Below are 19,980 nucleotides of genomic sequence, written 5' to 3' on the forward strand. Positions count from 1 at the left end.
TGCTCCGGTTTTCGTACGCCGCGGTAGGGATCAGGCTTTGTTGGTCGCGCTTTTGCGGTTCAGTAAGAAGGCGCAGAAAGCGATCGCCAGCAGCGCTGGTACGCCGGGTTCGCTGACCGGTACGGACTCGGTTTCCAGCTTCAGTTTGATGTTGCCGCCGTTATAGCCCTTGTTGGAGTAGCCGAACAGAAAGTCGATGCCGTCATTGGCGGTGATCAGGCTGCCGCCCAGAGCGAACAGGTCGTTGGCTGCGTTCAATGCAGTCAGCGCAGCGCCGTTCAGTACGATGTCGATGTAGCTGTAGTTGCTGCTCCAGGATACGCGGGTAGCGCCGAACAACTCACCGGAACCCAGGTCATTGTATGCGTTAACGCCGCCAAAGCCGGACAGCAAGGTGCTGATATCGGTGTTCACGTCAAACAGGGCGAACCACTCGGAATAATCGTTGGATTCGTAACCGTTGCATGGGTTGAAAATGCTCAAAGTGGCGGACACGATGGAGCCTTCCACTTCGCTCATGTCAAAGGCGAAGAAGTTGTTGTGCTTCTTGTCCGTGTAATAGTTAGTGTTGCTCGGCGAATGATAACCGTTGGACTTATACCAGCCGGAGTCATAAGCGTTTAAAACAACAGGCGTCGCCTGAGCGGCGCTGCTCAGGAAAGCGGTCAGCAGAAGCGAACAGATTGCGGCGTACAACTTTGACATGCGTTACCTTTACAAAAGCAGTTAGAAAGTCACGTTATAAAACTGGCGGCAATTGTACGCGTTAGTTATTTAAATGTAGGTTAAACAATGTCAAACGCAGTTACTGAGTGTAACTGCGTTTTTAAGAAGAAAATCAGAGAGAAATCAGGAGAGGGCGTGCTCAGCGCAGACGGATATCCACCCAGACCAGGCGGTGATCGGAGCTGACGGCGCCGCCTTCGCCAACCAGGCGATACAGCTCATCGTCAGCGCTGGGCCAGAATACGCCGGAGTTGACGATCGTCAGGTCGGTGGAGGGCAATACATAGTCCGTACGCAGGTTGCCCGGGTTGGCGTCGGTAAAGTCTCCGGTGTCCTGCGCGCGGTTGCCGATCTGCAGGGCGTTGGCCTCTCCCTGCCTGAACGCGGCGTCCGCTGAGCCTGCGCTTAGAGGCGTATGTTTAACATTCACCCGTGGGTGCTCCAGCAATTGCGCCATGGGATTCTGGGTGGCGTCGCCGTCAAACGGGTCTGCGTTTTGGTCGCCCATGATCACAAAGCTTTCCCTATCGCTCAGCCCGCCGCGTCGACCTTCGTCATCCACAATGTAACGGCTGATGCGACGGCCGGAAATGTAGTCCGCCCAAAAACGGATTTCATCATGATTGCGGGTTCCGTTGCGGTCTTCCGGACCATCGAAAACAGGAGGCGTGGGGTGGCTGACCAGCGCGTGAATACGACGTCCGCGAATATTGATCGGCGCGTCCCAATGACTTTTGGAAGACAAGCGCACCACTTCCAGCTCCTCGAGACTGAACCAGTCCGCAGGCGCGTCTGTGTCGGGATTGTCCGGCAGCAAGGCGTTGGGCATGTCCCGCCAGAGAAAATGCTGAAACGTGCGTGCCCGTTGCTCCTGAATGGGGTATTTGGATAACAGCAACATCCCGTACTGGCCTTCGAAGACGCCAAAGCCGAAAGCGTCGTTGGCCAGCTCGAATCCGGACTCGCCGACGACGCCGTCGTTATTGAGGTCAAAACCGGAAGCCACGCCGGTGTTGGATGGCGCAGAGTAAACGTAAGGGTAGATCGCCGGCGCAGCGCCATTCTGGCTGATCGACAGGTAATTCTGCTGGAACAGACGAGCGGCTTCTCCCGCGGCGTCGTAGTCAAATTCATTGATCAGCAGCACGTCCGGCTGGGTGCGCTGAATAATCTCCGCCACCGCCTGTATCTGGGCGTTGTCGCCGCTGTTCAGATCTGCGATGAGTTCTCCCGGCGCGGAACGGTTCAACGAAGCATTGAACGTGGCGAATCTCACCGTTTCCGTGGCGTGACGGTCACGCCAATGAGATTCAGCGGAAGCCAGGAAGGGATGAGCCGCCAGTGCGCCGCCCAATAAAAAGCGGGCTGCTGTCCCAAGCAGTTTGGACGCATTCATGATAATCCTCTATATGCAGCAATATTTGACATGTACGAAATGCGAACGGCGCGTCGCACTCTGGTCTTGCCAGATGAGAGCGGGGTTGGAATCGAGCCGTTGCGGGAAGACAACCAATGTCAAAGAGCCGCCGGGCCTGCTTACAGCTCGAATGGCAGGCCGGCGTTCGTTTCTAAGGGGCGTCGTCTCCAGTTATAGAGACGCATTATTAAGAAAAGATGATAGCCGCAGGGCTATCGCTTCGTTTTCTAAATAACGGTTACGCCCTTACTTTACGGTGATGGTGACTTTGTCAGACACCACAGGATGCGCGTGGGGCTGGTGCAAATGATCGCCCAGGATCAATTGCAGGGTGTGCTGTCCAGGCGGCAGCTCCAGTGTGGTTTCAGTCTGGCCGCCGCCAAAGTGTTTGACGTCCGCGCCCAGGGGCATATTCATGTCCGGCATCTTTTCGCCGTCGATGAGCAGGTGATGATGTCCGGTATTTTCGCGCTCAACGCCAGCCGGAGCCACGCCCATGCCTTCCAGACCGAAGCGCACCACGAATTTGCTGGATACGGTTTCGCCGTCGGTTGGCGAGATGATATAGGCTTTGGCGTTTTCAGGGTTGGCGGTTTTGGGAAGGCCTGCGGCCATTGCAACGCTGCTGAGGCCAAGCAAGGATACGGAAAGTAAATGACGAATTTTCACGGATTATCTCCATTATGTATGGTTGAGGTTGTTGCAGAAACTGTCGCCGGCCTGGTTATGGTTATAAATGCGTGGCCGATCTTCTTTGTGTCGCGCGTTAACGCGCGGGCTTTACTCCGAAGCGACATAATATCGTTTTCCCCGTCAGGGTGGGTATAAATAGTTTAGGCGCGCAGAGCGCGGGCTTCCGCGGTCGGCGGCTGATTTGCAGCTCTAGTAGTCAGCGCCTACAATCCCCGGGCGCACTGTTATGAAATCAGGATAAGGAACTTGCCATGTCTTCTCTGTTACTCCGTCTACCACTGCTGATCTGTCTATTGCTGGGACTGTCCGCGTGTCAGAGCGCCTATTACAGCGCCATGGAAAAAGTGGGCGTGCATAAGCGCGACATTATGGTGGATCGCGTCGGCGCGGCCCGTGACGCTCAGGAGGAGGCCAAAGAGGAGTTCAAGTCGGCGCTGGACCGTTTCCAAAGCATGTTCGGCAAAAAAGATTCCACGTTGCAGAAGCAATATGATCAGCTCAGCGCGGCGTTTGAAGACAGCGAAGACGCGGCGGAAGAGGTGAGCAAACGCATTGATGCCGTGGAGGACGTATCCGAAGCCTTATTCGAGGAATGGGAAGAGGAGCTGGAGCTTTACACCAGTCCCAAGCTGAAACAGGACAGCGCCGCCAAACTGGCCGCCACCAAGAAGAAATATCAGCGCCTCATCACCGCCATGCGGGCGGCGGAAAACCGCATGCAGCCGGTGCTTAACGCACTGCGTGATCAGGTGTTGTATCTCAAGCACAATCTTAACGCGTCTGCGATCGATGGCTTGAAAGGGGAGCTGCGCTCAGTGGAGAGCAATGTGTCCAGACTGGTTGCGGATATGGAGAAATCCATCGCCGAAGCGGAGTCCTTTATTGCGACCTTGGGCGACAAGGGCTGATATTGGTATCAGGTGGTTGGGAGCGACGAGGAGTGGGAACGGATGGGATTACGCACTGCCGGGCCAGCTGCAAGCTTGCGCTGAAGGGACAATTCCTATTGTCACCCGGCGGACGGAGATAAGGCTCACGCGGTGGCGCGCCCCGGCAAGACTTTCAAATGAGCTTCCTGACTGGCCTCTATGCGGCCGCGAATGGATTCACCGTGAAAATTCGCAGGCAGGTGCGCGGCGGGGTGATTGTCGCGGCCTTCCAGCTCTACTCGGCTGACAGAGGTACCCGTCATTTTCAACAAAGTGTGCGCCATATCCTTGGTCGTGCTGACATCGGAGAGTTTGGCGAATTCGATGACGTTCTGCAGAACATCGGGATCAGTGAGACGTAAGGTTCCCAGGTTCTCTTCTTTGAAACGGCGACGCAGGGTCTTCAGAATATTAAACATTTCGTTGGTGTATAACATTGCCCGCTCCTTGTATCGGGCGGCTCAGCGCCCGCAGTTGAGTTCTTTACTGTCCCGGACTCCCTTAGCCGCCGGGAGCGTTCCTGCAAATAAACTCGGGTTGATGTCATCCCAGGATTGCAAAAGATCCTGAGTCACTATGCAGTGTAGACAGCGGCAAGTCCCTATTTCCGTTGTGTTTTTGCTTCAAAAATCTGAAAAACGTAATCTTGTTGGATGAGTTCACATAAATCCGGTTTGCGTTAATCTAAAAGGGCTGCTACCGGTTCCCCATAGCCGGCGGCGACAGCCTGTAAACCAACAAGAAACGGAAAAAACGTGAAATGACCTATGTCGATGCAATCAGTTGGGACATGCTTAACCCCTTCATCATGCCCATCAAAGTCCTTGAGCCGCACACAGACCGGCTGGGACACACCAACAACACGACTTACCTCAATTGGATGGAGGAAGTCAGCTGGCGCCATATCGACCCGCTCGGAATGAGTTGGGCGGCCCATGAGAAACTGGGTAAAGCCATGGCGATCACCCGTACGGAAGTGGATTACCTTGCCGCTTCCCATGCCGACGATGAGTTGTATATCGGCACCTGGATTACGGCGTGCGACGGACGCATACAGTCCAGCCGTCACTTTCAGATATTTCGCCCTGCGGACGGCAAAACCATTGTCCGCGCCAACAGCTATTACGCCTGCATAGATATGAAGAGCGGCAAGCCGACGCGAATGCCGAAAGAATTCGTCGATGCGCACCGCAAAGCCATGGAAGCCCATGGCCTTGCGCCAGCGTCGGGTTGAGCGATGACGCAGGGATGCGTCAGGAGTGTTGACTGCACTGTAACTGCTTTTGCTTGAGCGCCATCAGTACGTGAGTGCGGCTGATGACCCCGACCAGCTTGCCATCGTCCACCACCGGATAGACTTTGGGACGATGGTCGTCCATGTAGTTAGCCAGGTCGACGATGCTCGCCTCGGGGTCCACCGTCACGGTGGCCTTGTGCATGACCTCGCCCACAGTGGCGGGGGCGTCGCAATGGTAGCTGCTTAGCAGTAGTTTCTTGATACAGTCCTTCTCGGATATGAAGCCGATCACATGTTTGTGTTCATTCACCACCGGCGCGCCGGATATCCCTTTTTTCAGAAGGATGTCCACCGCCTCGATAATGGAGGCGTCGGCGGCGACGAACGCGGGCTGCGTGTCCATAAAGTCGCTGATTTTGATATCTGCGTTCATAGCTTTCCTCCTGTTAGTGATTTGCTTAGGCGCCGGGTCCGCAATCAAGACAACGCTCGATGACGTCAGGCCCCAAATGGAGTTTGCTGTTCAGATCGCGTAGCGCCGTGCGCACGCCTTCTTCTATCACCGGGTGGTAAAAGGGCATCTCCAGAATCTGACTGACCGTCAGGCGCTGCTGTACGCACCAGCTCAGCAGGTGGGCGATATGCTCCGCTGCGGGGCCAAACATTTCCGCCCCCAGAAACAGGCCCGTGCCTTGTTCGCCGTACACTTTCAGCAGGCCGAGGTTTTTACCCATCACCCGACTGCGTCCTTGATCTTCGAAAGACACTACACCTTCAGCATAGCAACTGCGGCAGCGTTCTTTCACCTGATTGATATTCAGCCCCAAAGACGCGATCTGTGGATCGCTGAACACTACGCCAATGGGCGTACGTCGCTTGCCAGCGCGAATATCAGGGTAGCGACCGGCGTTGTCTCCGGCGATGCGGCCTTCATCAGCGGCCTCATGCAATAGAGGCAGATCATTGTTGGCGTCGCCGGCGATGAAGATGGCGCTGTCGCCGCATTGCATGGTGTAACGATCAAACACCGGCATGCCTCTGGCGTCCATTTGCAACTCCGCCTTTTCAATGTCCAGATTGTCGACGTTGGGACGGCGTCCGGTCGCGGCGAGCACATATTCGAACGTTTCCGTGATCTCTCCCTGTTCCTTATCCAGGAAGGTGATCGCCACGCCCTGGTCGGTGCGCTTCACGCTGCTGACTTTGGCGTCGGGGTCCAGAGGAAACTCATGGTTAAAGACTTTCTCCGCGTAGTCGCGAATCTCCGGGTCCTGAATCGGTCCAATGGCCCCGCCGACGCCAAACATGCGCACTCGTACACCAAGGCGACTTAAAGCCTGACCCAATTCGAGGCCAATGACGCCGGGGCCGAACACCGCGACGCTGGAGGGCAGATCGCGCCATTCAAACAGATCGTCATTGATAATCAGACGGTCGCCTGCGTTTTTCAAAAAGGGCGGCACATTGGGGCGTGACCCAGTGGCGATGACGATGCGCTGCGCTTCAACGATAAGGTCGTCATCCACCTGTAATCGATGTGGTGAAATAAATTTCGCTTTGCCGCGAACCTTATGTTCGGCGGGAAATCCTTCCACGGAATCGACGACGAATCCTGCGAAGCGATCTCGCTCATTGCGCACTCGCTCCATGACCTTGCGGCCGTCGATATGAGGGTTGTTGGAAGCAACGCCGAACAGATCAGAATGGCGATGGTGATGGGCGGCTTCCGCAGCGGCGATTAACAGCTTGCTGGGCATGCATCCGACGCGGGCGCAAGTGGTGCCGTAGGGTCCGCTTTCAATCAATAGCACATTTTGCGTGTACTCGCGCGCGGCGCGGTATGCGCCCAAGCCTGCAGTGCCGGCTCCAATAATTGCTACGTCCACTTTGCGTGTTTGCACTGGGTTATCTCCCCTGCTTGCTGTATTCCTAGTCAGTCGGTCCGGTCGTGGTTATACGCCGGACCGACGCTGGCTTGCGTGCGTTACACGCCGAAGTGGGCTTCCAGATCATCAGCGCCGCCGATGCGCTGTCCGTCAATGTAAATCTGCGGCGTGGTGCCTTGGCCCGTCACAGCTTGCAGGGTGCTGTAGCTAAGACCGTTGGCGCCCAGAACGATGTTCTCAAAGCTGATGCCGCGATCGTTCAACAGCTGGTGTGCGCGGGCGCAGTGTGGGCACCCTGGCTTGCTGAATACGGTGACTCGGCTGGGCAGCACCGCTTCTTTATTAATGTAGTTGAGCATGGTGTCGCCGTCGCTCACCTTGAAAGGGTCGCCTGGCAGTTCAGGCTCGATGAACATTTTCTCAATCACGCCGTCCCGCACCAGCATGCTGTAACGCCAGGAGCGTTTGCCAAAGCCCAGCTCGCTTTTTTCCACCAACATGCCCATGCCTTCGGAAAACTCACCGTTGCCGTCCGCGAGAAAGTAAATATTTTCTGCTTTCTGGTCCGCCTTCCAGGAGTTCATGACGAAAGTATCGTTAACGGACAAACAGATAATCGCGTCAATGCCGTTTTGTTTGAACACGGGCGCCAGCTCGTTGTAGCGCGGCAAATGCGTGCTTGAGCAAGTGGGGGTGAAGGCTCCTGGCAGTGCGAATACGATGACGTTTTTACCTTTGAACAGATCGTCGGTGGTCACCTGAACCCATTTTTCTCCTTCACGCAGATTGAAAGTAACGCTGGGTACGGTTTGTCCTTCTCTACTCTGTAACATTCATTGGTCCTCTATATTTCGTTTTTCATTCACTTGAGCTGGTAGCTAAGTGCTTAATCTTTAAGACGAGGAGCAGTGTCGCAGAGATGGGCGATTGAATAAATTTATAAAAAAATATCAATTCAATTGTTAATTGCTATCGAAAGGGGCGCATTGATAGATAGGCGCTAACGAGCTTTAAGGGAGAGCAGAGTTGAGAGGGTTAAGCTAAGCGACGAGGAGATTAGAAAGAGAGAAAAGTGGGAGAGGGGAATTCAAAAGCCTAAAAACAAAACGGGCGCCGAAGCGCCCGCCTTGTCAGTCTGCCGAAACTGCGCAGACCGCAGTAAACTGCTTAGTAACGTGGTCTGCGAGCTGGACGCTCTTCACGTGGCTTAGCTTGGTTTACTTTGATATTGCGGCCTTTCAACGCTGTGTCGTTCAGACCCTTGATAGCGGCGTCCGCTTCAGAGTTGTTCGACATCTCGACAAACGCGAAACCTTTGGACTGGCCGGTATTACGGTCAATGATCAGGTTAGCGCTGGTAACTTCTCCAAAAGAGGAAAAAGCTTCTCTCAATTCTTCTTCAGTGACGCCGTAGGCCAGATTTCCAACGTAAATATTCATATCGATCTCGTGTGATTTATGCGTTTTCCACAAATAAAGTGACACCGCAAGCAAACGCACAAATTCGCGGAGTCGCCATTAGCTGATTAAGCCAACAGAAAGCAGTCTAGCAGTAATCTTTAAGGTTGTATGCATTTTATTCAGGTTTTTATTAAAAAAGTTTGATGTGTCCATTAATTATATGATTTTAAACAAAAAAACTAAAAATTAGAGCCCGATTTTCAGCCCTAAAAACAGCCTTTTAAACAAAAAAAGGGCCGCTTGGAGCGACCCGGAAAATAACTCCAACTGGAGTTTTAGCATTCGTTGCTTCCGCAAAACGCAAGCGGCGGATTAATTAGCGTCGCTTGCAGGAAATTCAAGGGCGGCCATTGTCGCAACATATAAATAGCATCTTTTTTATCCAGATCAATTTTTCAGCGATTCAGTCTGAAAATGGTCCGTTATGGATAACTCGTCACGACAGGCCAGCCGGGGAGCATTAAGACGGAGTTATGTTAAGGAATGATGACGCGGGGGGCAGCGTTGACCCCCGGAAACAGGCCGTATTTGTTAGCCCGAGGCTTAAGAGACTAGGCCCTATTGTCGTTTCGCGAGGTTGTTTCTTCACCTAAAATTAAGGTTTTTTCATACTTGCCAAATACTTAATTCCGGGATGACCGCGATGACCACGCTCAGAAGGACGCTTACGCTAACTCTGCTTACAACCCTGCTCGCCGCCTGTAGCGACGGACCTAAGGTGTCGCAGGACGCCAAGGTGATCGAAGACGCTGGCGCGTTGCGACCAGAAACGGTGGGCTCCTCTGAGATGGTGTTTGAGTCGGAGAAGGCTGTTGCGGACGTGAAGCCCGGTTCGGTGATTGTGTCCGGCGCTTCGGACAATGCGCCCTACGGTTTCTTAAAGCGGGTCAAGAGTAAGTCTGAAGTGGATGGCTCCACGGTCTTGTCGGTGGAAGACGCGCAGCTGACTGATGTCGTGGAAGAGGCTGACGTTTCACTGAGCGGCGCCTTGAATCCCAGCGCGTCCCCAAGGCCGCGTTTGGCCGCCAAGGGACTGGATTTATCCGCGCGGGGCATCACCGTATATGCTCCTGGAGAATCGGCGGACCTGCCTGACGCCTGTGCGGACAAAGATTTCCGAGTCGCTTTCGAGGCCACTGAGGCGGCGCCTTATGTCACCGTCACCGGGTGTGTGGGTTTCAGTAGCAACTTCATTTTTGATCTGGAAATTGAGCACTTCCAGGCGACGCGTGCGGAGTTCGTCGTAGACAGCAAAATCGGTAGCGCTTTGGCGTTGAAATCTGATGTCGAGCTGGCCAGCATTAATCAGAAGACTGAATTGGCGCGTTTTGATGTGGACCCGATCAATTTCCAGATTGGGCCAATACCGGTGGTGATCGTACCGGAAATCGTGCTGGTCATGGGTGTGGACGGCAAAGTCGACGTCAACGTGGACATCAGCGCCAGCCACGAGTTAAGCGCTCAGGTGGGCTTATTGTACGCGGATAATCGTTGGTCCACCGTCAACGAAAGCCAACAGAAATTCGATATGCCTTTGCCTCAGGGCGATGGCTCCGCCAATGCGCGCGTGTACGCCGGTCCAGAAATGGAGTTCATGTTCTACGGCGTCGCTGGTCCTGGCGCGAATATTTATGTCTTTTCCCGCATGAATGCCGATGTGGACGCCGTCAATCCCGCCAAATCCAACTATGAGTTGTGGGCGGGCGCTCAGGCCGGGGCTTCCTTCCGGGTGGAAGTGTTCGATAAGACGTTGTTCAAGATTCACGAATCCAACCTGATTGGCTATGAAGGCTTGATTGCTTCCTCGGAGTATGACGGTTTGGCGCCGCCGGGCGCAGGCCGAGTTATTGGCGTCATTGGCGACGCCATGCAAGGCAAGCTGGTCAGCGGAGACGACATCCTGCGCGATAACCTGTCTGGAGAGCTGGTGGACTTGCTGAAAGGTCTCGCTGCTAACGAAGATGATTCCGATGGCGGCTACACGGTAGCGGAAGCCAACGCACGCCCCCGCTGGCGCGAATTGAAAATCGCCGGCCGTTGTTTGCAACCTGATTATGTCGGTCATCTCGCGATGATTCGTCCGGTTGCCTGCAATGGCGGCGATAAGCAGAAATGGTGGTGGGACACTAATGGCGCAGTGCATCCCAAAGCCAACGCCAAGTTATGTATGGATGGCCTTGGCGTCACGCCAGGCGTCAATCTGGCGCTTTGGGGATGTCATGGAGGCGACAACCAGGAGTGGATTTTTGAAGATGGCCGTATGCGCAACAAGCGCAGTGACTCCCTGTTTGTCACCTATGAGAAAGATATCTTCAATTGGCTTGATTACGCCCAGTTGAAAAGCCTGAAAGAAAACACGGAGAAACAGTTCGCTCAGTGGGGGCAGGAAGAACGCGTCAACGGCGTCGCCGCTTCCCATTTCCGTCCGTTAAAAAGTGCGCGTAGCGGACTGTGTCTGGGTGTGCAAGCAGGGAGTGCATCTCCTGAGTTGCAGGCATGTGGAGACGCCTCGCAACAGCTCTGGTTCTACGATAGTGTGGCTCGAACGTTGTACAACGCGGCGGGAGACTGTCTAAGCCACCATAGCGAGAACTACAACGGCGCGACCTTATTCGTGGAGACTTGTTCTACGTCCGCGAATCAGACATTTGATTTCGCTGACGGCGCTATCAAAACGACGTCGGACGCGGCGATTGTCGTCGACGCATATGGCTCGGAGGATGGCGCTATGGTTGGTCAGTGGATGTTTCACGGCGGCGCCAATCAGCTTTGGCTGTGGGGCGAGTGAGTCTTTGTCGACTCACCTTTCCAAACTTTTGTCTTTTATCGTTCCGTCTTTATGACCACGCTCAATGGATGAGTTTCGGAGACAATTCGTCGCGTAGACCCTGACGGTCATCCGCCAGGGTTATCTCTACTGTGAGCCCTGGCTGCAACCTGTATAATGCGCGGCTATGAATCGCATATCATCTTCTCTTCAATCGCCACTGCAGGCTTTGCAGACCTTATTCGGGTACGAGGCATTTCGCGGCCCGCAGGAAGCCGTCATCGGGGAACTGATGGCTGGCCGGGACGCCCTGGTTTTGATGCCTACCGGCGGCGGTAAATCACTTTGCTATCAAATTCCCGCTATCTTGCGTAATGGCGTAGGAGTGGTGATTTCTCCTTTGATCGCATTGATGCAGGACCAGGTGGACGCTCTGCGACAGGTCGGCGTTAACGCGGGTTTTCTGAATTCCAGCCTCAGTCTGGCGGAGTTGCGGGATATGGAACGCGCGCTGCTGGACCAGGAGCTGGATATGCTCTATATCGCGCCAGAGCGTTTGACTCAGGAGCGTACGCTGGAACTGCTGCAACGCACGCCTATCTCCCTGTTCGCCATTGATGAAGCCCACTGTGTGTCGCAATGGGGCCACGATTTCCGCGCTGACTATCTACAGCTTAACTTGTTGCAGGAGCGATTCCCTCACGTGCCCAGGGTGGCGCTGACCGCCACCGCCGACGAGCGCACCAGAAAGGAAATCGCCGAGCGCCTGGGGCTGACGGAGGCGCAGCATTTCATCAGCGGTTTCGATCGTCCCAATATCCAATATCGCATTACCCAGAAACAAAATGCGCGGCAGCAGTTATTGCGCTTTTTACGTGCTGAACACGCCAGCGACGCAGGCATTGTTTACTGTTTATCCCGCAATAAAGTTGAGCAAGTGGCGGAATGGTTGTGCAAGGAAGGCTTCAATGCGTTGCCGTATCACGCTGGATTGCCGGCGGATGTGCGACAGGAGCATCAGCAGCGTTTTTTAAGGGAAGACGGCGTTATCGTGGTGGCCACCATCGCTTTCGGGATGGGGATTGATAAGCCGGATGTACGTTTTGTTGCTCACCTGGATCTTCCCAAAAGCATTGAATCCTATTATCAGGAAACCGGCCGCGCGGGCCGTGACGGACTGCCTTCCACCGCCTGGATGGCATACGGGCTGCAGGATGTGATCAAACTGCGGCAGATGATGGAAGGCTCTCCCGGCGCAGAGCAATTCAAACGGGCGGAGAGACAGAAACTCGACGCCATGCTGGGACTGTGTGAAATCGTCAGCTGTCGCCGTCGCGCGCTGTTGCGCTATTTTGGTGAGACGGCGCCTGAGCAATGCGGTAACTGCGACGCCTGTTTGAATCCGGCGGAAACCTGGGATGCGACGGTAGCGGCGCAGAAGGCTTTGTCCTGTATTTATCGCACGGGACAGCGCTTTGGCGTCAATCATCTTATTGATGTCGTGCGAGGCGAACTGACCGACAAGGTGAAGCAGTTTGGTCATGAGCGCCTGCCCACTTTTGGCGTCGGCGAGGATATGGATGCGGCGCAATGGCGTTCGGTATTGCGCCAGCTAACCGCGCGGGGACTGTTGAATGTGGATCTGGATGGCTTCGGGGCTTTGAAGTTGACGGAATCCTGCCGACCCATTTTGCGCGGCGAACAGGAAGTGCGGTTGCGGCGCGACGTAAAAGAAGTGGTGTCGAAAGCGCCGCGACGCAGTGGCGAATCCCTGCGTGAAGAAGATCAGCCATTATGGGATGCGTTGCGTATCCGCCGTAAGGAGTTGGCGGAGGAACAGGGCGTGGCGCCTTACATGATTTTCCATGACGCCACACTGATGGAAATCTTGCGTCATCGTCCTCAGAACGAGATGGAGTTCTTGGCTCTCAACGGCGTCGGCAAGAGCAAGCTGGAGCGCTACGGCGAGGACTTCATGGAAATTGTCCGCAACGCCTGAGCCTGTCAGGCGGATGCATTTTCTATGCGTTCGAAAATAGCGTCCGCCGCCACAGCAAGCAAAGCCACCAGGATGGCTCCCTGTAGCACATAGGCGGTATTGCCGTTGATCAAGCCCGCCACGATAGGGTCGCCGAGGGTCTTGGCTCCGATGGTGGAGCCGATGGCGGCGGTGGCGATGTTAATGGTCACAGAAGTGCGTACGCCCGCCATGATCACTTTGAAGGCGAGAGGCAGCTCCACCTTCCATAACACCTGCGACGGCGACATTCCCATACCGCGCGCCGCCTCCAGCACTGCGCCGGAGACGCCTTCCAAACCAGCAATTGTGTTACGCACCACGGGCAGCAAACCGTAAAGCGTTAGTGCGACTACGGTGGGCGCGCCGCCAAAGCCAGTCATGGGAACCGCCAGCGCGAGCACGGCGACGGGAGGAAACGTTTGACCAATGGAAGCGACGTTATTCACCAGAGGAAGGAAATCCCGTCCGGATTCCCGGGTCACCAATATGCCGGAAACCACGCCAACCGCCGTGGCGATAAACCCGGACAGCAGCACCAGACCCGCGTGGCTCAGTAACAGGCGCCAAAAGCTGTCGCGGTCATAAACTACCTGTGAGGCGTCAGGCTGCAGCCAGCGAAAGAGCGTTTCCATATGGGGAAACAAGCTGGCGCATAGAATTAACAGCAGCGCGGGCGTCAATGCCCTCCAGGGCGCGCGACGAATAGAGGCTCGCCACATCAGGCGCAGCCTCCTACCAAATCCGCCATGCGCACTTCCGCCAGCAAGGTTCCATCAGAAGATAAAACTGGCAACGCAGCGACCTTGCGCCACAGCATTTTGGAGATCGCCAGCTTGACGCTGTCTTCCGCCTGCAGGCCCATGTCCGGCGTGACGTCTATTTCCCGCCAATGATAGCTGGCGTCGCCATCCACAGTTGCCTGCAGTAATCGCACCGGCGCATTCGCGCCATCAACCGCCCACAGTCTTCCCGAGCCCCTGCATGGAGGCGCGGCGCCCTGTACTCGCGGTGGATTGGGGCGCATGATGTCGCGCACCTGCTTGCATGACGCCGCTTTGAGACCCCGGTCCTGGCTGCCGATAATATTCTCGACAAAGTGATTCGCTGGGCGGTGCAGAATGTTTTCCGGCGTGTCGTATTGGATGATCTGACCGGCGTCCATCACCACCATGCGAGTGGCGAGCTTCAATGCTTCTTCAATGTCGTGAGTAACGAATACGATGGTTTTCTTGATCTGCGACTGAATCCGCAGCATCTCTTCCTGCAGGCTTTCCCGGGTGATGGGATCGAGAGCCCCAAAGGGTTCGTCCATGAGCAAAATATCCGGGTCCGCCGCCAGCGCACGCGCCACACCAACGCGTTGGGCCTGTCCACCAGATAATTCATGGGGCATTTTGTCAGCGAAAATGGCGGGATCGAGCGCGAACAGTTCCAGTAATTCATTGACCCGATTGTGTATGCGTTGCGCATCCCACTTGAGCAGGCGAGGAACCACCGCGATATTTTTCGCCACGCTCCAGTGAGGAAACAAACCGATGTTTTGAATGGCGTAGCCAATACGCCGACGCAGCGCGTTGATCTCAAAGCTGGCGATTTCCTGATTATTGATCAGAATGCGCCCTTCATTGTGCTCCACTAGTCGGTTGATCATTTTTAACGTGGTGGATTTGCCGCAGCCGGAGGTGCCTACCAGCACGCAAAAGTCGCCGCTGGCGATGTCCAAAGAGAGGTTGCGTACGGCGTATTGCTCGCCGTATTTCATGGAAACGTTGTCCAGACGGATCATGGGGCGCCTCGGGTTGTGGCGGTCAAGAATGCGAACAGGGCGTCTGCGGCGAGGGCGAACAGGATTGTGGGAATGGCGCCCAAAAGCACTAAATCCATCGCCGCCTGACCCAGGCCCTGAAAGATGAAGGTTCCCATACCTCCGGCGCCGATTAGCGCGGCGACGGCGGTTAGGCCGATGGTTTGCACGGTCATGATGCGCAGTCCTTCCAGAATCACGGGAGCCGCCAATGGCAGGCGCACCTGCAGGAATACCTGGCTTTCACTCATTCCCATGCCGCGAGCGGCCTCCAGAACCGGTTCAGGGGTTCCGGTGAGAGCGACGTAAGCGTTACGGGTCATGGGCAGTAAACTGTAGCCAATCAGGGCGATCAACGCGGGGGTGAAGCCGATCCCCTGAACGCCGATAGCGCGCAGCCACCCAAACTCGTTGGCGAGGTAACTCAGAGGTGCGATCAGTAGGCCAAAAAGCGCCAGGCTGGGAATCGTCTGCACCACGCTAAGCACCCCAAACAGCCCCCGTCGGGCCTTTTCCGAGCGCGTCGCCCAGATAGCGAGCGCCATGCCCATCACCGCGCTGGGCAGCATTGACCAGAAAACGAGGTTGAAATGCGCGCCCATCTCCGTCACAAACTGGCGTTGCCTGACATGAAACTCTTGCGCCAGGGATAACTTCTCCAGTACGCCATAGGAGTAGGCGATTGCGATGCCCGCGACGACGACGGTGACGCTGGCGAGTTTCAGCCAGATTCCGGCCTGTAGCTTGTGGCAGGCTTCAATCATGATCAGCGCCATGAAGAAGCCCGCCAGCCAAAAGCCGCTACCCAGCGCCGCACGGCCATGTTGCAGCCCTTCGATTGCGCGCTCTAGTCCAAATACGCCCGCCAGCACAGGCAAGAAGGCGACCAGGGTGGTCGCCGTCAGCAATATGGCAAGATAGGCATGGCGGTTCGGGCGCCAGGATAACAAAGCGATAGCGAGCGCGCCGGCGAAAACCGGCAGGGTCCATCGAAGGGAAAGAGCGTCCAGTAAGGCAACGCCCTCCCCAGGCAGTATGCGGTTCGGTTGAAAGGAAGCAAAATCTAGAAACAGCAGCGCCGCGACGGCCAGGACGGACATTGAAAGCGTCACGCGATTTGCGCCTTGCAGCGCGCTGCGGTCTCCCGCCGGCAATATATGGGTTAGAGCAGTCCGGCGGATTTTAAGAACTCCCGGGCCACTTCTTTGGGGTCGAGACCATTAACGGCGACATCTGCGTTGAGACGTTGCAGCGTGGTCAAGTCGAGCTTTTCGAATATAGCGTCGATCATCGGACCTATGTCTGGATTCGCTTTCAGTATCTCGCCGCGCACTACCGCTGCCGGCTCATAGACCGGCTGCACGTTGCGCGGGTCCTGCAGCACCACCATATCCAGTGCGCTCAGGCCGCCGTCAGTGCCGTACGCCATCGCCGCATTGACGCCGTTGGTGCGTAAGGCGGCGGCGCGAATGGTTGCAGCGGTGTTGCCGCCGGATAATACCAGCAGCTGATCGGCGGTCAGTTCAAACCCATAGGCTTTCTGAAAGGCGGGCAGGGCGAAATCCGACTCCACAAACTCGGCGCTGGCGGCGAGCTTTATTTCTCCGCCATCTTTCAGAAAGCGGGAAAGGTCATCCAGGGTCGTCAGTTTTTGCTCTCGCGCCAAATCGCCGCGTACGCTAATCGCCCAGGTGTTGTTTGCGTCAGCGGGATGCAGCCAGACTAGATTATTGGCGGCGAGATCTTTTTCTTTTGCTGTGGCGTAGGCTTTGGTTGGGTCCTTCCAGACAGGGCTGTCCGCCATGTCGAAGAAAAACGCCGCATTGCCCGTGTATTCCGGGTAAACGTCTATCTGGCCGTTGATCAGCGCGGTGCGGACGATTTTGGTGGCGCCAAGTTGGATGCGATCTTCTACTTCATAGCCGGCTTTTTCCAGCCGAAGCAAAATCATGTTGCCGAGCACGGAGCCTTCCGTGTCGATTTTAGAAGCGACGACAATCTTGTCTTTGGCCGCGACGTGAGTGGCGATGGACAGGCCCAGTACGAGGGCGGCGGCAAGTCGTCCAAGTCTGCTCTTGCGGTTCACGATATGTCTCCTGTCGGTCAGGTCGGTAATTCAATCAGGGAAGCGGCATGAGGATCTTATTCGTTTGATGCGTCCACTTTTTCCTGCCGGGAGGCAGCAGTGTCCCCCATGGCGCGTCTTGATTCAACCTTGGCCCGGCAATGCGGAGTGGGATTGGTAGTTTGTGAGATCCAGTATGCGAAAACCGAGACTACACATATAAGTGGTTGACATGGCGCAACTAAATGGAGTCTGATAGCCGCTCAGTACACGCAAGAAATGCAAGGGAGGAGCCACATGATGACTCAATCAACTCATCAAAAAAGAGCCAAGGATCTGCGATCTACTCAAGGTTGCTCTGTCTCCTTAGCTTTCCGTGTGCTGACGAACCACTAAATACTATCTATCAGCCGCGGAACTCATCGCGGCTGGTTGGATATGCGCCTGAAGTACCCATAGATACCCTTCCTTCCCGATGTGTTCCCGGCGATAACCGAGGAATACACGATGAAAAAGTTTTTCGTTCGCATTAACACTGCAGCACGTCGTATTTTTGTTGGAACTCCACGTATCGAAGGCCTGTATGGTATGAGCGACCACTTGCTGAGAGATATCGGAATGGAGCGAATCAGCGGAAAAGGCCTGCAGCTAATGGTGAACCCAGAGTCCACTATCGAACGTAAGCGTCCTGCCCGTGAAAGGGCGGAAACGCCTCTTCCGATACCTGAATTGACGAAGATATAGACCACCGCGCCGCAGCCGATCTGGTTGCGGCGCTAATCTATATGTCCTCGACTTCACTTTAGTACTTATTAATACTTAGATCCTGTCTTTCGCTTTTCCTCTTCGTTCGCAACGCCTTTCTAAGCATGCCCATGCTTTTTCACTTTTAATGAACGACGTCACAGACCGCTCACCGTAATTTTGAAGTAATTACGAACTCTTTTATTAAATATCGGTTAGAATGCGCGGAATTTTTTCGCCCCTCATATTCAGGGAGAGCGCCGGTCAATCGCATTGCTTGCTAACGGCGTTTATAGGATTTAGATATCAAAGCGTTGGCTTATGCAAAAACTCACCTCATTTTTGTTCGTCTTTTTGGCCGCTGCCGGCATTCTCATACAGGCGTTCGTCTCCTGGTATTGGATGAATACGGAAGCGCCGCAGCAATTTTTGGACTTTTTCACATCCCTTTACGGTTACGCGCCAGCTTGGTCGGAATGGGCGTTCGGTCTTAAGCAGAACTCCTGGTGGCCTCCATTGGTTTGCGCAGCGTTGTTGATCCTGGCTATCACTAACCGGCGGGCGCAAAGTCTGCTGGGTATGGCGGCTGGAGTTTCCCTGTTGTTTGCAGGCGGTCTGGTGTACGCCATGTATCCCCTGCATTTGATGATGCAAGCGCCGGTCTAAGCTCTCGTTTATTCGGGGCCGCAAAACTGAGCACTTCTATTTACCTGATGTTATAGAGTAAGAAGTTAGAAATGCCTATTTTCGCAATTTCCATTATTTTTCAAGTTGCTCTGGTCATGCACATAGTGAAGACGGGGCGTAGTACAACCTGGATCTGGATTGTGGTCATGTTGCCCTTCGCAGGTTCTGTCGCTTATTTTCTGGTGGAAATGCTGCCGGAGCTGGCGGGAAGCCGGACCGGCAGAAACGCGCAGCGCAAAATGCAGTCTATCGTTAATCCCGACAAGGCGGTCAAGCAGGCGGCCTTCAACTACTCCGTCACAGACAGCGTGGAAACCTCCATGCGGTTGGCGGAAGAATGGTTGGAGAAAGGGATGTTCGGGGAAGCCAAGGCGATGTATGAAAAGTCCCTGAAGGGAATTCACCAGACTGACCCTCACATCATGTACGGTCTCGCGAAAGCGGAATTTGGCCTGAACAACTATGGCGCAGTCCGTTCTGTGATGGACGACCTGATCCGCCACAATCCTGATTTCAAAAACGCGGAAGCGCATCTTCTATACGCCCGGGCGTTAATGGAACTCAACGAAACTGCTGCAGCGAAGCACGAGTTTGAAGCGCTGGAAGCCTACTTTCCTGGCCCTGAAGCCAGTTATTGGTTTGGGATGTACCTGAAAGCCCAGGGCAGGGAAAGAGAGTCACAGGAGCAGTTCAAGAAAATTCTGGAAAAAGCGAAGATCTCCGGCAGACATTACCACTCATACCACAAAAAGTGGCTCAAGCTGGCCAAGCAGGAATTTACGGGTTGATCATGAGATCTGAGTTGGACAGGCGAATCGAATACCAAAAGCTGAGATTGGATCAGAACAACACGCCGCCGCAAGAAATGAGAGAGGCGCGATCCAGAATCATGTATATCGAAGACAAATCTCTTGGTCTTGAAGGCTCGGCCCGCATTGGACGTGTTTATTTTTCCAAGAGTGGTAAGACGCTCTACTATCGTGGAAAAACGTTTCAAAGCCTTAAAGGACGGGGCTACAAATCAAATTTTTATGATATTGAAAGCGGTGACGAATATTGGATTTCTGGTCCAAGAAAGGACCGTAATGACCGTTTGTATGGCGGCAATGACGGAGTAGTGGTGGATGAGGACATTGCGCAGGAATACTTTGCGTACGTGAGTGGCGCTCTTAATTGATTGAGTTTTCAGAACATAATCGGAACGCACAAGTTCTGGCGCTGCATTATGCGCGCAGTCTGGGAGATGATTATGTGGTGGCGGTCATGTTTTCGCAGGCGGAGATCGCCACGTCTGAGGAGGCCTTACGAGTGGCGGCCTGCTTTTGGGAAATGACCGATCTGGCGGTTGCAGACGATAATGCGGAGCGCACAGTCGACGGCGTCGACGATCTGCAGTTCTGGATGTATAAGCTGTTTAATCAGGTTTATGGCTATCTAACCAAAGCGGGCTTTATTGATGAATGGAAACAGGCTTCCCGAGAGCAATATCAAGAAGGGTCTTATCAATAGTAAGCAGCAATCAAAATAAGGAGAGGCGGGACTCC

The 19,980-nt window shown here is 54.7% G+C and carries 21 protein-coding genes; 9 read left to right on the forward strand and 12 right to left on the reverse strand.

What is annotated here, in order from left to right; all coding sequences use genetic code 11:
- Window positions 1-30: 30 nt before the first annotated feature.
- From ACQYWX_RS00705 to ACQYWX_RS00715, 3 genes are all read right to left on the reverse strand, one after another.
- The gene (locus ACQYWX_RS00705) at window positions 31-705 is read right to left on the reverse strand and encodes a hypothetical protein (RefSeq protein WP_216735356.1); all 675 of its coding nucleotides are present in this window, start codon (window positions 703-705) and stop codon (window positions 31-33) included.
- 160 nt (window positions 706-865) lie between these two features.
- Window positions 866-2,122 (reverse strand): endonuclease/exonuclease/phosphatase family protein, encoded by a 1,257-nt coding sequence (locus tag ACQYWX_RS00710; protein WP_431687546.1) that lies wholly within the window; start codon window positions 2,120-2,122, stop codon window positions 866-868.
- Between the two features lie 267 nt (window positions 2,123-2,389).
- Window positions 2,390-2,812, reverse strand: coding sequence for a DUF4399 domain-containing protein (locus ACQYWX_RS00715; protein ID WP_216735358.1), 423 nt, complete (start codon window positions 2,810-2,812; stop codon window positions 2,390-2,392).
- A 275-nt stretch (window positions 2,813-3,087) separates the two neighbouring features.
- Here ACQYWX_RS00715 and ACQYWX_RS00720 point away from each other — a divergent pair, with 275 nt between their 5' ends.
- Window positions 3,088-3,744 carry a DUF2959 domain-containing protein gene (locus ACQYWX_RS00720; RefSeq protein WP_431687547.1) on the forward strand — a complete coding sequence of 219 codons (657 nt, stop codon included), beginning with the start codon at window positions 3,088-3,090 and terminating at the stop codon, window positions 3,742-3,744.
- Window positions 3,745-3,869: 125 nt separating this feature from the next.
- Here ACQYWX_RS00720 and ACQYWX_RS00725 read toward each other — a convergent pair whose 3' ends face one another.
- Window positions 3,870-4,202 (reverse strand): hypothetical protein, encoded by a 333-nt coding sequence (locus ACQYWX_RS00725; protein WP_431687548.1) that lies wholly within the window; start codon window positions 4,200-4,202, stop codon window positions 3,870-3,872.
- Between the two features lie 323 nt (window positions 4,203-4,525).
- On the opposite strand from ACQYWX_RS00725, the gene ACQYWX_RS00730 reads away from it, so the two are divergent.
- Window positions 4,526-4,999 carry an acyl-CoA thioesterase gene (locus ACQYWX_RS00730; protein WP_279500436.1) on the forward strand — a complete coding sequence of 158 codons (474 nt, stop codon included), beginning with the start codon at window positions 4,526-4,528 and terminating at the stop codon, window positions 4,997-4,999.
- 19 nt (window positions 5,000-5,018) lie between these two features.
- Here the strand turns inward: ACQYWX_RS00730 and ACQYWX_RS00735 are convergent, their stop codons facing one another.
- From ACQYWX_RS00735 to ACQYWX_RS00750, 4 genes are all read right to left on the reverse strand, one after another.
- Window positions 5,019-5,435 (reverse strand): CBS domain-containing protein, encoded by a 417-nt coding sequence (locus ACQYWX_RS00735; protein ID WP_127967898.1) that lies wholly within the window; start codon window positions 5,433-5,435, stop codon window positions 5,019-5,021.
- A 25-nt stretch (window positions 5,436-5,460) separates the two neighbouring features.
- The gene (locus ACQYWX_RS00740; protein ID WP_431687549.1) at window positions 5,461-6,903 is read right to left on the reverse strand and encodes a dihydrolipoyl dehydrogenase; all 1,443 of its coding nucleotides are present in this window, start codon (window positions 6,901-6,903) and stop codon (window positions 5,461-5,463) included.
- 83 nt (window positions 6,904-6,986) lie between these two features.
- Entirely contained in the window at window positions 6,987-7,721 is a 735-nt protein-coding gene (locus ACQYWX_RS00745) for a glutathione peroxidase (protein WP_279500432.1), read from the reverse strand.
- Between the two features lie 334 nt (window positions 7,722-8,055).
- A complete protein-coding gene (locus tag ACQYWX_RS00750; protein WP_011394151.1) occupies window positions 8,056-8,328 on the reverse strand; it encodes an RNA recognition motif domain-containing protein in 273 nt (90 codons plus the stop codon).
- 664 nt (window positions 8,329-8,992) lie between these two features.
- Between ACQYWX_RS00750 and ACQYWX_RS00755 the strand changes: the two genes are divergently transcribed.
- Together ACQYWX_RS00755 and recQ are read left to right on the forward strand one after the other, a co-directional pair.
- Window positions 8,993-11,137, forward strand: a complete 2,145-nt coding sequence (locus ACQYWX_RS00755; protein ID WP_431687550.1) for a ricin-type beta-trefoil lectin domain protein — start codon at window positions 8,993-8,995, stop codon at window positions 11,135-11,137.
- A gap of 166 nt (window positions 11,138-11,303) precedes the next feature.
- On the forward strand, window positions 11,304-13,115 hold the full coding sequence (gene recQ / locus ACQYWX_RS00760; protein WP_431687551.1) for a DNA helicase RecQ: 1,812 nt from the start codon (window positions 11,304-11,306) through the stop codon (window positions 13,113-13,115).
- Window positions 13,116-13,120: 5 nt separating this feature from the next.
- On the opposite strand, the gene ACQYWX_RS00765 is transcribed toward recQ, so the two are convergent.
- Genes ACQYWX_RS00765 through osmF form a run of 4 tightly spaced genes read right to left on the reverse strand, consistent with a single transcriptional unit; the run spans window position 13,121 to window position 17,026 of the window.
- Entirely contained in the window at window positions 13,121-13,855 is a 735-nt protein-coding gene (locus tag ACQYWX_RS00765; RefSeq protein ID WP_431687552.1) for an ABC transporter permease, read from the reverse strand.
- Window positions 13,855-14,922 (reverse strand): ABC transporter ATP-binding protein, encoded by a 1,068-nt coding sequence (locus ACQYWX_RS00770; protein ID WP_431687553.1) that lies wholly within the window; start codon window positions 14,920-14,922, stop codon window positions 13,855-13,857. Before ACQYWX_RS00770 ends, ACQYWX_RS00765 begins: the two co-directional genes overlap by 1 nt.
- Window positions 14,919-16,052: an ABC transporter permease gene (locus tag ACQYWX_RS00775; RefSeq protein ID WP_431687554.1), complete on the reverse strand. Its 1,134-nt coding sequence runs from the start codon at window positions 16,050-16,052 to the stop codon at window positions 14,919-14,921. Before ACQYWX_RS00775 ends, ACQYWX_RS00770 begins: the two co-directional genes overlap by 4 nt.
- A gap of 50 nt (window positions 16,053-16,102) precedes the next feature.
- Window positions 16,103-17,026 carry a glycine betaine ABC transporter substrate-binding protein OsmF gene (gene osmF / locus ACQYWX_RS00780; protein ID WP_431687555.1) on the reverse strand — a complete coding sequence of 308 codons (924 nt, stop codon included), beginning with the start codon at window positions 17,024-17,026 and terminating at the stop codon, window positions 16,103-16,105.
- Window positions 17,027-17,512: 486 nt separating this feature from the next.
- On the opposite strand from osmF, the gene ACQYWX_RS00785 reads away from it, so the two are divergent.
- The 5 genes from ACQYWX_RS00785 (at window position 17,513) to ACQYWX_RS00805 (ending at window position 19,945) form a co-directional block, all read left to right on the forward strand.
- The gene (locus ACQYWX_RS00785; protein WP_431687556.1) at window positions 17,513-17,749 is read left to right on the forward strand and encodes a hypothetical protein; all 237 of its coding nucleotides are present in this window, start codon (window positions 17,513-17,515) and stop codon (window positions 17,747-17,749) included.
- Window positions 17,750-18,070: 321 nt separating this feature from the next.
- On the forward strand, window positions 18,071-18,415 hold the full coding sequence (locus ACQYWX_RS00790; RefSeq protein ID WP_431687557.1) for a hypothetical protein: 345 nt from the start codon (window positions 18,071-18,073) through the stop codon (window positions 18,413-18,415).
- A 71-nt stretch (window positions 18,416-18,486) separates the two neighbouring features.
- Window positions 18,487-19,224, forward strand: coding sequence for a PLDc N-terminal domain-containing protein (locus ACQYWX_RS00795; RefSeq protein ID WP_431687558.1), 738 nt, complete (start codon window positions 18,487-18,489; stop codon window positions 19,222-19,224).
- A gap of 2 nt (window positions 19,225-19,226) precedes the next feature.
- Window positions 19,227-19,613, forward strand: coding sequence for a 1-deoxy-D-xylulose-5-phosphate synthase (locus ACQYWX_RS00800; protein WP_431687559.1), 387 nt, complete (start codon window positions 19,227-19,229; stop codon window positions 19,611-19,613).
- Window positions 19,610-19,945 carry a hypothetical protein gene (locus tag ACQYWX_RS00805; RefSeq protein ID WP_431687560.1) on the forward strand — a complete coding sequence of 112 codons (336 nt, stop codon included), beginning with the start codon at window positions 19,610-19,612 and terminating at the stop codon, window positions 19,943-19,945. The genes ACQYWX_RS00800 and ACQYWX_RS00805 overlap by 4 nt, the downstream gene beginning before the upstream one ends.
- Window positions 19,946-19,980: the final 35 nt, after the last annotated feature.

Origin of the sequence: Hahella sp. NBU794 (genome assembly GCF_050749805.1) — a bacterium.
GTDB lineage: Bacteria > Pseudomonadota > Gammaproteobacteria > Pseudomonadales > Oleiphilaceae > Hahella.